This window comes from Anabaena sp. 90, assembly GCF_000312705.1.
GTDB classification, from domain to species: Bacteria; Cyanobacteriota; Cyanobacteriia; order Cyanobacteriales; family Nostocaceae; genus Dolichospermum; species Dolichospermum lemmermannii.
Genome location: NC_019427.1, coordinates 3,465,443 through 3,482,153, shown reverse-complemented (window position 1 = coordinate 3,482,153; position 16,711 = coordinate 3,465,443). Strand labels below are relative to the sequence as shown.

The 16,711-nt window shown below is 36.0% G+C and carries 3 protein-coding genes and 1 pseudogene; 1 reads left to right on the top strand and 3 read right to left on the bottom strand.

Going from position 1 to position 16,711, the window contains the following annotated elements; all coding sequences use genetic code 11:
* Positions 1-36 precede the first annotated feature (36 nt).
* The 3 genes and pseudogenes from ANA_RS15080 to ANA_RS15070 form a co-directional block, all read right to left on the bottom strand.
* Positions 37-8,583 carry a non-ribosomal peptide synthetase gene (locus ANA_RS15080; RefSeq protein WP_015080907.1) on the bottom strand — a complete coding sequence of 2,849 codons (8,547 nt, stop codon included), beginning with the start codon at positions 8,581-8,583 and terminating at the stop codon, positions 37-39.
* A 23-nt stretch (positions 8,584-8,606) separates the two neighbouring features.
* On the bottom strand, positions 8,607-9,548 hold the full coding sequence (locus tag ANA_RS23640) for a glycosyltransferase family 2 protein (RefSeq protein ID WP_015080906.1): 942 nt from the start codon (positions 9,546-9,548) through the stop codon (positions 8,607-8,609).
* Positions 9,549-9,553: 5 nt separating this feature from the next.
* A pseudogene (locus ANA_RS15070) lies at positions 9,554-9,934 on the bottom strand (hypothetical protein); the annotation flags it as partial.
* 284 nt (positions 9,935-10,218) lie between these two features.
* Between ANA_RS15070 and ANA_RS15065 the strand changes: the two are divergent.
* Entirely contained in the window at positions 10,219-16,674 is a 6,456-nt protein-coding gene (locus tag ANA_RS15065) for a non-ribosomal peptide synthetase (protein ID WP_015080904.1), read from the top strand.
* Positions 16,675-16,711 lie beyond the last annotated feature (37 nt).

Sequence of the window (16,711 nt, the reverse complement as noted above, 5' to 3'; positions counted from 1 at the left end):
ATAAATCTAGATGAGACTAGCATAACAAGCTACAAGCTAGTTATCTAAAATCTTCACAATTTCAGCTACTAAATTTCTGACATCAGGTTCTTTGAGCATGGTCTGATGTTCACCTGTTACGCAAGAAACACGCACTTTTTCACAGGTTAATTTTCCCCAACCAACTGTAGGATCATTTGGAAACTGTTCTGCTAAGGATGCAGTTTTAAAGACTGTAATAGGAGATTTCACAGGCTGTGGTTGATAAATTAGACTAGCTTGTAAATTAGCTTTATAAACGTTAATTAAACCTGCAATTAGATTCCGTCCTGAGTCTGGTGGGATAACTTCATGATGCTGCAAAGTTTGTAGCACATATTCAAATTGGGATTCTTGATCTAAAGTTGCTAGTTCTTCATAGGCAATATTGATGGTTTTTTGAAAATGCAATCCTATTTGTTCAACAATAAAGCAAAGAATACCAGCATCATCTTCAAGGGAAGCTGTAATTTCATCAGTTGCTAAAGGTGGATGGGTATCCATAATTAATAGATGTGCAATTTGTTCTCCTCCAGTTTCTAATTGATGAGCCATTACAAAAGCAATTAATCCTCCTAAAGAGTGACCACCTAATAAATAAGGTCCAGAAGGCTGTATTTCTCGAATAGCACTAATATAACTAGTTGCCATTGCTTCGATAGTATCTAAAGGCGGTTGTTTACCATCTAAACCACGTGCTTGAATTGCATAAATAGGACGTTGTTTATCCAGTTCTTTAGCTAATTTTTCGGCTAATACTGAATAGGATAAACCATAACCACCTGCTTGGTGAATGAGAAATAAGGGAGGTAAATTACCTTTAGTTTGCAAAGGAATGAGAACATCTAAATTACTGCTGGGTTTTTCCTGCTCCAGTAAGGTGGCAATTTTTTCTATTGTGCCTTCTCGGAATAAGGAAACAACTGGTAAATTACATTTTAATTTTTGTTCAATGGCAGCTATTAATCTAATGGCTAAGAGAGAATGACCACCTAAATCAAAGAAGTTTTCAGTTACACCTATAGGACTGACTTTTAATATTTCTTCCCATATTTCCACCAACTTATATTCTAAAGGTGTGCGGGGTGAAATTTGTTGATCAGAGTCAATATTTCTGTCTACACTTAGGGTAGATAGGGCTTTCCGATCAACTTTACCATTAGGTGTTAAAGGTAGATGATCTAAAATCACAAAATTACTGGGTATCATGTAATCAGGTAATTTTGCTTTTAAGAAATCGCGCCATATACCTGAAGAGATTAATGGCTGTTGCTGAGTAACAATATAGGCAATGAGACAGTTACTACCAGATGAATCTGTCGAAGTAATCACCACAGCATTAAGTACATCTGGATGTTGAATTAATGCCGTTTCAATTTCTCCTAATTCGATACGGAAACCGCGTATTTTTACTTGATGATCAATGCGTCCTAAAAATTCGATGTTACCGTCAGAAAGATAACAAACTAAGTCACCTGTTTTATAGAGACGCGCACCAGGTTGATAACTAAAAGGATGAGGAATAAATTTTTCCGCAGTTAATCCTGGACGGTGAAAATAACCCCTGGCTAAATTATTACCACCAATATATAATTCTCCTGAAACTCCAATAGGAACTGGTTGTAAATATTGATCAAGAACAAAATATTGAGCATTATCAATTGGTTTACCGATGGGAATTGATATTTTATCTGTGTTATTGCAATTATAGATAGATGATACTACTGTTGCTTCTGTGGGTCCATAGGTATTTAATAATTTAGTTTTATGGGGTAAGTGATATACAGATTTTTGCCAGTTCTGAACATTTTCTAGTAATACTTTTTCTCCACCAAAAACAATTAACCGTATAGATTCAGGAATCATGTTTTTAGGGATAATTTCCGAAGTTAACTGATGCCAGAAAGCAGTAGGTAGTGACATAAATGTTAACTGGTGATAATGACAATGTTCCCAAAAACTTTTGGTAGAGAGTAACATTTCATCGGTTCGTAAAACTAAGGTAGCACCAACAATGAGAGTGGGATAAATTTGTTCTACTGAGGCATCAAAGTTAATGGAGAAAAATTGGATAATGCGATCTAAGGATGTGATTTCGTATTCTTTAATAGCTACTGTTGCAAAATTAACTAAAGATTGATGAGCGATCGCTACTCCTTTTGGTTTACCAGTTGAACCAGAAGTATAAATAATATAGGCTAAATTTTTGAGGTGAATTATACTAACTGGATTTTCTTGGTTATATTCGTTAATTTTTTGCCAGTTTGCATCTAAACATACTATATTTATCTCTGTGTGATTTACTGTTAGTTTTGACGCAAATTTTTCCTGTGTTAACAGTATGGATAAACCAGTATCTTCAATAATATATTCTAAGCGTTCTAGAGGATAATCAGGATCTAAAGGAATGTATGCACCACCAGCTTTCAAAATTCCTAATAATCCCACTATCATCTCTAAAGAACGTTTAATAGAAATCCCCACCAATACATCTGGTTTTACTCCTAAATATTGCAGATAATTTGCTAATTGATTGGCCCGTTGATTTAACTCCCGATAGGTCAGACTTTTGTTTTTAAACACCACTGCAATTGCATCCGGTGTTTTTTCAACCTGTAATTCAAATAATTGATGAATACATTGATTTTGAAGAATATCAACTTGAGGAGGATTCCATTGTAACAACAATTGATTTTGCTCTGTTGCTGTTAATAAGGTCAATTCCCTAATCCTCTGTTCAGGGTTAGCAACAATATTTTCTAGCAAAGTTTGCCAATGTCCTACCATTCGCTGAATGGTTGTTTCCTGGAACAAATCAGTATTGTATTCCCATTCCCCTTGTAATCCCTGTTCTGTTTCTACCATTGACAGAACTAAATCAAACTTCGCTGTCACCTGTTCCATTTCCCAGGGAGTTAGTTGTAAATTGGGTAATTCTAATTTACCCATTGGTGTATTTTGCAGGACAAACATCACCTGAAATAAGGGATGATGGCTCAAATTTCTTTCGGGATGTAGTTCTTCGACAATTCTTTCAAAAGGTACATCCTGGTAAGCGTAAGCTTGTAAGGTTTCTTCTTTAATTCTGGAGAGTAAATTGATAAAATTAGGATTACCGCTTAAATCATTTCTAATCACTAAAGTATTGACAAAAAAGCCAATTAAATCTTCAACTTGTTTACGATTACGGTTAGCAATTGGTGTCCCAATTAATAAATCCTCTTGCCCTGAATAACGCATTAATAAGATGCTAAATACCCCTAATAATCCCATGAATAAGGTAGCACCTTGAGATTCACATAATTTTTGCAACTTCTCACTTGTTTGTTTATTAATGGTAAAGGATACTGCACTACCTTGATGACTAACAACTGGGGGACGAGGATAATCTGTTGGTAATTGTAAAACCTCAGTTGCACCAGCTAATTTTTGTTTCCAGTAAGCTAATTGTGCAGGTAATTGTGTTTGCTCAAAAGTTGTCCGTTGCCAATTAGCAAAGTCAGCATATTGTATAGATAAAGGAGATAAAGATTTGATATTATCCTGACAGAGTGCAGTATAAGATAAGGATAATTCCTTAATCATTAATCCCAAAGACCAAGCATCAGAAATGATATGATGTATTACTAAAACAAATATATAAACGTCTTCAGATAACTGATAGAGATGGACACGCAATAAAGGCAGTTTACGCAAATTAAAAGGAGAAATGATGACTTCTTTAACGGCATTTTTCAGTGTTTCTTGTTGGGTTTGAGAGTCTAAATGACTAAGATTTGTTACTGTTAACGGCACTTCTAAAAATTCATGAATTACTTGGATTGGTACACCGTCTTGACTATCAAAGGTTGTACGTAATACTTCATGACGTTGAATAATGATTTGCAAACTTTGATGTAATGCTTCTTGGTTTAAATTGCCATCTAAACGGAAAGCAACAGAGATATTATAAGCAGGAGTATTGGGTTCTAATAAATCTAAAAACCACAGTCGAGATTGAGAGAAAGAAAGTGGTAAATTTTCTCGGTGAGTTAGATGAGATATAATATCTTGAGGTGTATTTGTAGAATTACTCACTAGAGATAAACTATCAATTTCATCTGCTAAACCACCAATAGTGGAATATTCAAAAACCGCACGTAAAGGCAAAGCTAAACTAAATTCTTCTCTAATTCTAGAAACTAATTTAGTGGCTAAAAGTGAATGTCCACCTAAATGGAAGAAATCCTCTGTAATACCAATATTATCAATTCCTAAAACATCAATCCAGATTTGAGATAATTTCTTTTCTGTTGAAGTTGTGGCTGGAATAAAAGCTTGTTTACTAATAGTTAAATCTCGCTCTGGTATAGGTAAAGCACGTCTATCTAGTTTACCACTGGGAGTCATGGGGAAACTGTCTAACATCACAAAAGCAGATGGACGCATATATTCTGGTAATTTTTCCCGCACCTGTTTTTTTAGCTGGGAAATTAAGGATTTGGCAAAACGTCCTTTAAGTGGATTAATCCAGTAAGATTGATTACTTTCAGTGGATATTTTACTGCTAATTGGCATTACTGGTGCAAGACGTTTTCCTTCTGTTGTGGGATAGAAACAAACATCAAAATAATCAGGCTTTGTTAGTGAATAACTAATAGTTACTTGACAACCAATTTCTTGAGCAACTGCATATAAATCTGCTGGATCAATTGCTTTTTTGATATCAATATTTTCAATAACTTGCTTTAATTCAGCAATGGTATTTTCACTATTATTCTCTGATATCCATTGACAAATGGCAACATCTTTAATTAACCGAGAATGGGGTATATTACACCAACCAATTGTACCCACTTTGATAATTTGCTGTTTTAAATCTTCTAATTGTAAATTTGCTGTTTCCCAATCTTGCCAAATAACTTTTATTGGTTGATTTGCTGATGTACCTAATTTATCTAAAACGACATCATAACGATATTTAGTAAGTTCATTATCGCTATTTTCGGCTTTGAGTTGAATTTCTACTGCTGTTAAATCGGGGAATACTTCTGTTAAATTAACAAAGAAAAGCGGATCAATTACTAACTCGTTTTCTGTTTTGGCTATGCGCCTAATTTGGGTATTAAAGGTTTCTTTATCTGTATTATCATTAGCTTGAAAATAGGCAACACTGGCATGAAAATAATTTAAAAGTGATAAATTCCGATTATCACCAATAAATAAACTTCCTCCTGGTGCTAGTATTCGTAAAGCACCTGTAATTACTTGCTGTAAATACTCAATAGAGGGAAAATATTGAGCAACAGAATTAATCACAATGCTATCGAAATAATTTTCAGGAATTTCTGAAAAGTCAGTGGCTTCTCTAGTTAATAAATTGATATGATTCCAGGAGCGATTTTGGAGAATATTTGTCAAGCGAATAATTGCAGCTTGGGAAAAATCTGTTCCCCAATAAGATTCTACTTGATCAGCAATATTTAATAATATCATCCCTGTACCGCAACCAATTTCTAAAACTCTTTGGGGTTTTAGAGCTTGAATTCGTGTTAAGGTATTATTTAACCATTGACGCATTTCTTCAGCAGGAATAGGTTGATTGTCGTAACTACTATTCCAACCGATAATATTAAATGATTCGTTAGTTTCTGTTTCAGTCAGATGATAGGTGTCGTTAAAAGTATATTGCCATTCTTCGGTTTGTTCTCTTATCAAAGTTTCCGAGTCGAAAATTTGATTTTTAGGAACAATATAAGCCTCTATTCGTACATCTTCTTCAGCTTCTTCTCTGACAATGACTAAGGCATCACGTACTTCTGGATGATGCTTAATAACTGCTTCAATTTCACCTAATTCAATGCGGAAACCACGAACTTTTACTTGATGATCGTTTCTTCCTATATATTCAATTTCACCGTTATCAAGAAAGCGAGCTAAATCACCAGTTTTGTAGAGACGTTCTGGTTTTGAATTATTAAATGGATTGGGAATCATCCTCTCTGCGGTTAATTGTGGACGATTAAAATAACCGCGAGTTACACCTGCACCACCAACATACATTTCCCCAACTACGCCAATGGGAACGGGTTGACAATGACGATCTAAAATATATAAGGAAAGATCAGGAATTGGTTTACCAATTAAACTTCCTAACCGTTGTTTAACATCTTTTAAATAAATCGGACGGTAAGTAACGTGAACTGTGGTTTCTGTAATTCCGTACATATTTACGAGTAAGGGAAATTGATCATCATGACGTTCAAACCAAGGTTCTAAACTTGCTAAATCGAGGGCTTCACCTCCAAAAATAACATAACGTAATTCTATTTCTGCTTCTCGACAAAGTATTGATTCTGCTTGAATTAATTGCCGAAAAGCTGAGGGTGTTTGGTTTAAAACTGTGACTTTAGAATCACATAATAAGTTATAAAATTCTTCAGGTGAACGACTAACTAGATACGGAACAATTACTAAATGACCACCAAAGAAAATAGCACCCCAAATTTCCCAAACTGAGAAATCAAAAGCGCAGGAATGAAAGAGTGTCCAAACATCTTTGGCGTTAAAGTTAAACCATTTTTCAGTTGCTAACATTAACCGCACAACATGACGATGACTGACAACAACTCCTTTGGGTTTTCCTGTAGAACCGGAGGTATAAATAATGTAGGCGGCGTTATCTGGAAAGACTAATATTTCTGGATCTGTTGTTGGCGCTTGTGCCAGTTCAGTTTGACAGTTATCAATAAATATAATTTTAGCTGAATGGGGTGGTATTTGTGTTTCAAATTGAGTATGTGTGAGTAAAACTGTAACTTGACTATCCTCTAACATATAGGCTATGCGATCGCTCGGATAGTCAGGATCAAAGGGAACATAAACACCCCCAGCTTTCAAAATAGCCAAAATAGCCACTATCAAATCTAAGGAACGGGACAACCATAGTCCCACTCTTGCTTCTGGTATCACTCCAGCACTAATTAAATAATGTGCTAATTGGTTAGCGCGATGATTTACTTCTGAGTAAGTGAGGTTCTCATTTTCAAATATCAATGCTATTTGTTGAGGACGTAATTTTGCTTGTTGAGTAAAAATTTCATGCAAACAAAACTGCACAGGAAAAGTTTGGGAAGGTTGATTTGGTGCTAAAACAGCTAATTCTTCTGTTCGTAAAAAAGGTACACGACTGACTGGGGTATCTGGTTGGGAGATTAAATTTTCTAGGAGTTGGCAAAAATGACGGGCAAATCTTTCTACTGTTTCTCTTTTAAATAAATCTACGTTGTAGGATAAAACTCCATTTAACCTATCTTCGCTTTCAGTAATGAACAACTCTAAATCAAAACGAGCCGCTTCTTGATTTGCTAAAATGGAAACTTCTAAATCACCTGTGCTAAATTCTGGTTTGGGTGCATTTAATAAAGTAAAGGCAATTTGGAATAAAGGATTGCGACTGGTATCTCTTTCTAAATCTAATCTTTCTACTAAAGTTTCAAAGGGAACTTCTGTATGTTCAAAACCCGTCAAAATTGTTGTTTTAACTCTATTTAATAGAGTTTTGAAACTAGGTTCATCAGCTAAATTACTGCGAATTACTAACATATTCACGAAAAACCCAATCAGTTTTTCTGCATCCATTCCCGGACGGTTAGCAATGGAAGTTCCTACAGGTATATCGTCTTGTCCTGTGTAACGTGATAATAGCACTTGAAAAGCAGCCATCAAGGTCATAAATAGGGTTGTCCCCTCTTTTTGACTCAAGGTACGAATGGCTGTAGTTAGATGATTTGATAGTTCAAATTTAACTAAATCTCCGCGAAATGTTTGTAAACGGGGTCTAGAAAAATCAGTGGGAAATTGTAAAATTGGTAATTCTGCTAATTGCTTCTCCCAATAATTGAGACTATTTTCTAAATGAGAATTATGAGATTTTTCTTTTTGCCATAGGGCATAATCAGTATATTGAAATTTTAATTCAGGAAGTGTTATTTGTTCACCGGCAATTGCTAATTGATAAAGCAGGGCAATTTCTTGTAAAATTACACCAATAGACCAGGCATCAGCAATAATATGATGTAAAGTCAGGGTGAGAATATGTTGATTTGCTGCAAGTTGAAAAAGGCGAGCGCGAACTAATGGACTAGTTTGTAAATCAAAGGTATAATCACCTTCAGAACGGGCTATTTTAGCAATTATTGGTGCAGTTTCAGTTGTATTTGTACTCCAATCTTCTAATACCAGTTCAGTCAAAGGATGAGGATGAATTTTTTGCCAAGGTTCTCCATCAATATCTATAAATGTGGTGCGTAGGCTTTCATGTCGTTGTTGCAATTGTTGAAAAGCTTGCTGCAAAGCTGGGACATTTAACAATCCTTGGAGACTAAAAACCGAACAAATATTATAAGCAGAGGATGTTGGTTCTAATTCATAGAGAAACCATAACCGCCTTTGTTGAAAGGAAGCAAGTGCTTGGGTGAGGTTACGACGGGAAATCAATAGGTCTTTGTTTTGTAATTCGATTCCTTCTTCTTCGAGCAGTAATTCTAAAAGATCAATATCTTCAGCTTCTGAGTGATTTATCATATTAACTCTGGTTAAAATTATGTCTAGTTGAAAGTGGACAGAAAAAACAATGACAGGAAGTAGTTTTTTGCCCCTTGGAAATATAAACTCAAAGCTGGCAGGATTTTCCTTTCTGTAATTAACTGATTAGCAGACATCATTGCTACTAAAGGAACCAATCTTTTTTCATAAAAAAATATGGCGTGATCAACTTGTTTTTTTTGTTCGGAATTTAAATGGTTTTGATTTTTCCACTTATTGATAATTTTTTTAGCCTCTTCTTCAAAATTGACATTTATATGTAGTTGGTTGCTATTATGTAAACGATATTGATACAGTTTTTCGGACACAAAATGAACGTTGCTAATTAAAGCGATTTGTAGCAAAATATCAATGATTTGTCCACTATTTCTTCCAAAATTCTCATTCCATCCTGATGTTTGTTCATAGATACTGCGACGGAACATAGTACGTGCGTCTAGTCCTCCTCCTAACCCAGCCGCAATAGCTACTAAAGGTGTTTCAGGTATATTGTATGGTAAAGTTTTCACACCAAACACAGAAGGAATTAATCTAGGACAATAAACAGTTTCTATGGGGTTATCCTCCGCATCAATGTGATAAAAATCGCAGTAAGCTGCCCCAACATCAGTGTGTGTGTTCAGGTAGGCAATCATTATCTCTAGCATTTGCGGTTCTATACAGTCATCTGCATCAAAAAATAGTAAGTATTGCGATTTTTCAGAACAGGCTTTAAAGCCATTATTCCTAGCAACACAGGGACCACAGTTAGACTGTCTAATTAACTTTAAACGTGGTTCTAATTCTGTATAGGATGCGATAATTTCGGCGGAACTGTCGGTACTGCCATCATCTACAATAATATGTTCCCAATCGGTGAATGTTTGAGCGCGAACACTTTCTATGGCTTTACCAATAAATTTATCGGCATTGTAACAGGGAGTGATAATACTTACATGAACCATAGAAATTAGCTCCAATAATAGACTGCATCATGCTCTTTAGCGAAGGAAAGAAATCCACCAATAGTTATTCTGGTGCGATCGCCCACTGTTGGTACAATACAATGATAAAAACGACCACCATCAAAAAGCATCATATCTCCAACATTCGGCTTAAAAGTCATACTCCCATATTCTTGATCAAATAATGAATGTGATTTATAATACGAACGATTTATGTTGTCAAATGCTAACTCCTCACCGTCCCACTCCATTCCATAGACTACCAATTCCCCACCAGATTCGGGGAGAACTAAGGGAACGAAGAAACTTAGCTGGTCTGTGACATCAACCAAAGTTCTCAAATGCTCACTTTGAGGACTATTTAAAAAATCAGGCATAATCTTTACTCCAACACTATGTTTTTTAGGTTACGGTATTGACATTACCATATATTTCATATAATCATCTTCTTGTCAATCAAATGCTTCTAAATCTTTACTCCAACACTATGTTTTTTAGGTTACGGTATTGACATTACCATATATTTCATATAATCATCTTCTTGTCAATCAAATGCTTCTAAAACCAATGATAGGTTCTTATTATGTGTTGTGGTAAAAAATAAAGTTTTGATTATCAAAGCATCATCAGATATTTTAAACAGTTCATTGATTTAAGGAACTAATACATTATGAATCAGATATTGCCATTATCAATCAATCAAAGAGAAATCTATATTGACCAAAGGATGTGGGCAGAAGGTTTTCATCTCAATATTGGTGCGACTGTAATTGTTTATGGCACTTTTAAACGGGAAGTTTTCAACTATGCCATGAATAAGATAATTGATTGTTATCCCGGTTTGCGGACACGAATTTATGAAGTTGAAGGTAAACCTTTACAGACCATAGCAAATCATGAAAATGCTAATATTCCTTTGATTGATTTTTCCATTCGGGAAAACAGCAAAGAACAGGCTGAAGAATATATAAATCAGGAATTTAAAAAACCTTTTAGTTTTGGTGAAAATGCCTCTTTGGTTGACTTTCAATTAATTCGAGTTCGAGAGGATTACCATATTATTTTCGCAAAATATCATCATGCTATTACTGATGGTTGGGGAACCGCTATTTTCTTTCGAGAGGTAATTAAAACTTACAATCAAATTATCCATGATGGTAAGGATAATCAAATAGAAAGAGATTGGGTAATTGCTGAATATATAGATGACGAAGCAGCATATTTAGAATCAAAGAATTTTCAGCGCGATCGCAATTATTGGCAGCAACGTTTAAGCGACATTTCCCCTAATATTTTCACCTCAATTAAACAACAAGAATTGCACGGACAACGACAATCTATTTACATTTCCCGTGAACAATATAACCGGGTTAGTCAACTTTGCCAAAACATCCAATCAAACGTATTTCATTTTATCCTGAGTTTGATTTCCATATATTTAACTAAACGCTATAGCAAGAAAGATTTAGTTGTAGGTTTGTCTCTCTTAAACCGGAATAAAAAAAGCTTTAAAGATGCCATTGGTTTATTTGTTAGCACCATTCCTTTTCGTGTGGATGTTAATGGTAATGAAACAATTCATGAGTTATTAAATAAGATTCGTTCTTTACTACGCCAAGATTATCGTCATCAACGCTTTCCTGTGGGAGAAATGAAGCGTATTTCTGGGTTTCAATCCAATAATAAAGAACATTTATTTGAAGTTTATCTTTCCTATGAAAGACATGATTACAATGAATATTTTGCCGATACTCAAACAAGTTGTATTCCTCTTTATAGTCAGCAGCAAAAAGTCCCTCTAATTATTTATGTGCGAGAATATGAAGAAAATAGCGATATTAAAATAGATTTTGATTATAACCTTTCTTATCTGGATGCAGAAACAGTTGAGCAGATAACTACAAATTTCCAAAATCTATTTACTGAAGCAGCAAATAATTTAGAAAGTACGATTTGTGATCTTGCCATTTCCTTGCCAGAAGCAAGAGATATTACTATTTCTCAACCCGAAATATTAATAAAAGACACCACGGAAACACTAATTTCTGCCTTTGTAAGTATTGCTCAAAAATATCCAGAAAAATCAGCAGTTCAATTTAATAAACATATTCTGAATTATACAGAATTGAATAGTCAAGCCAATCAGTTGGCACATTATTTACTTAGTCAAGGAGTAAAACCAGGGACAAGAATAGGAATATGTTTGGAACGTTCGGAACAGATAATTACTGCTATTTTGGCAATTCTCAAAACTGGATCAGCTTATGTTCCCCTTGATCCTAATTCTCCTGCTGTCCGTCGGCAATTAATTCTGGAAGATAGTGGCATTTTAGTATTAATTACAGAAGAAACACTACTATCAGAATTAACTGACGAAAAAATTACCGCTTTTACTCTCAAATCTATCGAATCTGAACTTATCCAGCAACCACAGACATCACCACAAATCACGGTAAAACCGGAATTTCCTGCCTATATTATTTACACTAGCGGTTCGACTGGAACTCCTAAAGGTTGTATTGTCACTCACAGTAACGCTATCCGGTTAATGCGTTCTACAGAACCCTGGTTTGGTTTTAATGAAAATGATATTTGGACGCTGTTTCATTCCTTTGCTTTTGACTTTTCTGTATGGGAATTGTGGGGTGCTTTATTATATGGTGGTAAGGTAATTATTGTTCCTTTTTGGTTAAGCCGCACACCAGAAACATTCCGAGAATTTCTCACCACAGAAGGAGTGACAGTCCTCAATCAAACCCCTTCAGCTTTTTATCAATTGATTCGCACTGATGAAGCTAGTGTGGGAGAATTAGCATTACGCTATGTAATATTTGGTGGTGAAGCTTTAGATTTACAAAGTTTGCAACCTTGGTTAGAAAAATATGGGGATAAAAAACCTCGTTTAGTGAATATGTACGGGATTACAGAAACTACCGTTCATGTTACTTATCGTCCTATTTCTCGTCAGGATTTAAAAGTAAAAGCGAGTGTAATTGGTAGAGAAATTCCTGATCTTTCGATCTACTTACTAGATGAAAAATTAGAACCGGTTGCTGATGGTATTCCTGGAGAAATTTATGTAGCTGGTGCAGGAGTGACAGGTGGTTATTTAAATCGTCCAGGATTAACAGCAGAAAGGTTTTTACCAAATCCCTTTGGTAGTGGAAGAATTTATCGCAGTGGTGATTTAGCGCAAAGATTAAGCAATGGAGATTTAGAGTATTTAGGGAGAATAGATCAACAAGTCAAAATTCGCGGTTTTCGGATTGAGTTGGGAGAGATTCAAGCAGCTTTAACATCCCATTTTCAAGTCCGAGAAGCGGTGGTTATTACTGATGAATGGGAAGAAGAAAAACGTCTAGTTGCTTATTATGTGCCTGGAGAATCTCAACTGCATGGAAATGAACTGCGTCAATATTTGAAGAATAAGTTGCCTGATTATATGGTTCCCGCAGCTTATGTAAGTGTGGATGTTTTTCCTTTGAATGTGAATGGTAAAATTGATGTTAAGGCTTTACCTACACCAGATTGGAATTTGTTAAGAGTAGAAGAGGATTATGTCGCTCCCCGCAATGCTGATGAAGAAAGTTTATGTGCTATTGTGGCGGAAACTTTGGGTTTGGAAAAGGTAGGTATTGATGATAATTTCTTTGAAATTGGTGGAGATTCAATTTTAGCTTTACAAGTGATTGCTAAAGCTAAAAAAGCTGGTTTTGCGATTTCAGCTAGAGAGTTATATGAATTTGCAACTGTGCGTTATTTGGCTACTAAAAAAGCAACAGGTACAATATCATCATCTAATATTAATCAAACTCCTGCAAGTAATTTAATTTCAGCAGCAGACAAACAGCTTTTACCGCAAGATGCTGAAGATGCTTATCCTCTTTCTAGTTTACAGGGAGGAATGCTTTATCACAGTGAATTACATCCTGATTCGGCAATTTTTCACCAAATTTTTACCTTTGATTTACATTTGAGTTATTCAGAATCAGCCTGGAAAAAGGCAATTCTTGATATTTGTTTAGCGAATCCAGTGTTAAGAAGTTCCTTTCATTGGACAGGATATAGCACTCCTATCCAAATTGTACATAAAGACGTTGAACTACCTTTAACTGTAGTTGATTTGCGAACTTTGAAAGCCAATGCACTTGCACAAATTGCTGCATGGATCGAATCTGAAAAAAACCGGGCTTTTGATATTAAGAAATCACCTCTGTTCCGTTTCCAAATTCATAGAGTATCAGATGAAGAACTCAGTTTTAGTTTTAGTTTTCATCATGTCATTCTAGATGGTTGGAGTGTGGCAACTTTACTAACGCAACTATTACAGCGTTATGTGCAGTATTTAGAATCGGAAACTTTGTTACCTTTGTCCATATCAGAGATTACTTACAAAGATTTTATTATTCAAGAACAAAATGCGATCGCTAATCAAGAAATTCGGCAATTTTGGCAACAACATCTCAGTAATTTACAAGTAACTACCCTCCCGCGTCTTCATACAGGAAGCACTGCCAAAGAATCTCAAAAACGCCAGTTAAAACGCCTATCAGTAACTATTAATGAGGAATTAGCCAATAATATTCGTAAACTCACAAAAAATATCGGTGTTCCCTTAAAAACAGCCCTTTTAGCTTTACATCTGCGGGTTCTCTCCTTTATCACTGGACAAAAAGAGGTGGTAACAGGTAACGTAATTAATGCCAGACCCGAAACTACTGATAGTGAAAATTTATTGGGTTTGTTTGTGAATACAGTACCCTTGCGCTTGGAATTAACTTCTGATAGTTGGATGGATTTGATACAGGCTGTTTTTCGTGCAGAGACAGAAATTCTTCCCTATCGTGACTTTCCTTTAGCGGAAATTCAGCGCCTCATTGACAAACGCCCCCTATTTGAAGTGGGATTTAATTATGTGCATTTTCACGTCTATGAAGCATTGCTAAATTTACCAGAAATTCAAGTTGACAAAATTGATATTTTTGAAGAAACGGATTTCCCTTTCTTGACAGAATTTTGTTTAGTACCAGGAAGTGCAGCTTTAGAACTGAATTTAATCTATGACATCCAACAATTTACAGATCCACAAGTTGAGCAATATAGCCAGTATTACCAAGCTGCCTTAGCGGAGATGGCGACTCATCCGCAAATATCATATCACAGGCGATCACTCATCTCTATCCCAGAACGGCAACAATTACTGCAAGCAGTCAACACCAACCCCCAAAACTTTTTATCTGCTGATACCATAGTTTCTGTCTTTAGTCAAGCAGCAATAAAATATACAAATAAAACTGCCCTAGTTCATCAACAAACCAGCCTCAGTTTTACAGAATTAGAAACCCGTGCCAATGGCCTCGCCCATTATCTGCAAACTCAAGGAGTCAAGCCGGAATGCTTGGTAGGTGTGTATTTAGAACGTTCAGAACAATTGGTGATTACCATTTTAGCGATTTTGAAAGCTGGTGCTGCTTATGTTCCCATTGATCCTAATTACCCAAGCGATCGCATAGAATTTTTGTTACAAGATAGTGGTATTATCTTCTTAATCACAGAAAAAGCCTTAATTTCCCAATTACCTGAATGTGAAAAAGAAATCCTCATCCTCGAAGATATTGTCACCCAGTTAAAACCGGAAAATTCTCAACCGCCAATAGTCCGTATATTACCAGATTGTCCAGCCTATGTAATTTATACTAGTGGTTCTACAGGCACGCCCAAAGGTTGTATAGTCACTCATAGTAACGTCATTCGCCTCCTCAAAGCTACCGCATCCTGGTTTGAGTTTAACAGTCAAGATGTCTGGACTTTATTTCACTCCTACGCCTTCGACTTCTCAGTATGGGAAATCTGGGGAGCTTTATTATATGGTGGTCAAGTGGTGGTAGTTCCTTATTGGACAAGTCGTTCACCAGCAGACTTTTTCCAACTGCTACAAACACACAAAGTTACAGTATTAAATCAAACACCTTCAGCCTTTAAACAATTAATCCCCATTGCCAAAGAAAAGCAAGAAAAGTTACCTTTGCGCTACGTAATTTTTGGTGGAGAAGCCTTAGAACTACCAAGTTTACAACCTTGGACGGAATTATATGGTGACGAACAACCAAAATTAATTAATATGTACGGTATCACCGAAACCACCGTTCACGTCACCTATAGACCGATTACTCAAGCAGATATAATCAGTAACCGCGGTAGCCTTATCGGTCAGCCTATTCCCGATTTACAACTTTATATCTTAGATGAGAACTTAGAACCTTCACCCTTATGCGTTCCAGGGGAAATTTATGTTGGTGGTGCTGGAGTGACTAGGGGATATTTGCATCAACCGCGCTTGAGTGCAGAAAGATTTATTCCCAACCCTTACAGCCAAATCCCTGGTAGTCGTTTATATCGTAGCGGTGACTTAGCTAGGCGTTTACCAGAGGGAGAAATAGAATATCTCGGACGTGCTGACCAGCAAATTAAAATACGTGGTTTCCGCATCGAACTAGGAGAAATTACTGGAGTTATTAATAGCCATCCTCAAGTTAAACAAGCATTAGTCATGGTGCAAAAAGCCACAACTGGGGAAAATCGCATAGTTGCTTATTTTACATCTGACACCGCACCACACCTGAAAACAGACCTACCAGAGTTTTTAAAGAGTAAACTACCCGATTACATGATACCAGCGGCCTTTGTGCCACTAGAAACCATACCCTTAACAGTTAACGGGAAAGTAGACCAACAAGCCTTACCTGCACCGGATTGGAATTGGACAAGTAAACCTTATATTGCCCCCAGAAATGACCAAGAAGCAACTATTTGTAACCTCATGGCTTCCTTATTAAAGCTAGAACGGGTGGGAGTGACCGATGATTTCTTTGAAATTGGTGGAGATTCCTTGTTAGTAACACAACTAGCCATGCGTCTGCGTCAAACATACAACAGCGAATTTCCCTTATCGGAGTTATTTAGTAATCGTACCCCAGAAGCGATCGCCAAGCTGACCGAAGGTATCCCTTTATCACCAGCAAATTCTCCCACAGCATCAACAACCACTGATATCCCCAAAGCCAACCGACAAAGACGTTCTGTCAACTTAAGTGATGATGGTACTTTAGTTAAAGACAATAGATAACAAGTCCTTGGACAAAATCAAATTTAATCTGTGTAAT

Excerpts from the sequence above, each read along its gene's own strand:
- ANA_RS15080 (WP_015080907.1), bottom strand. The coding sequence starts at position 8,583 with ATGATAAATCACTCAGAAGCTGAAGATATTGATCTTTTAGAATTACTG.
- ANA_RS23640 (WP_015080906.1), bottom strand. The coding sequence starts at position 9,548 with ATGGTTCATGTAAGTATTATCACTCCCTGTTACAATGCCGATAAATTT.
- ANA_RS15065 (WP_015080904.1), top strand. The coding sequence starts at position 10,219 with ATGAATCAGATATTGCCATTATCAATCAATCAAAGAGAAATCTATATT.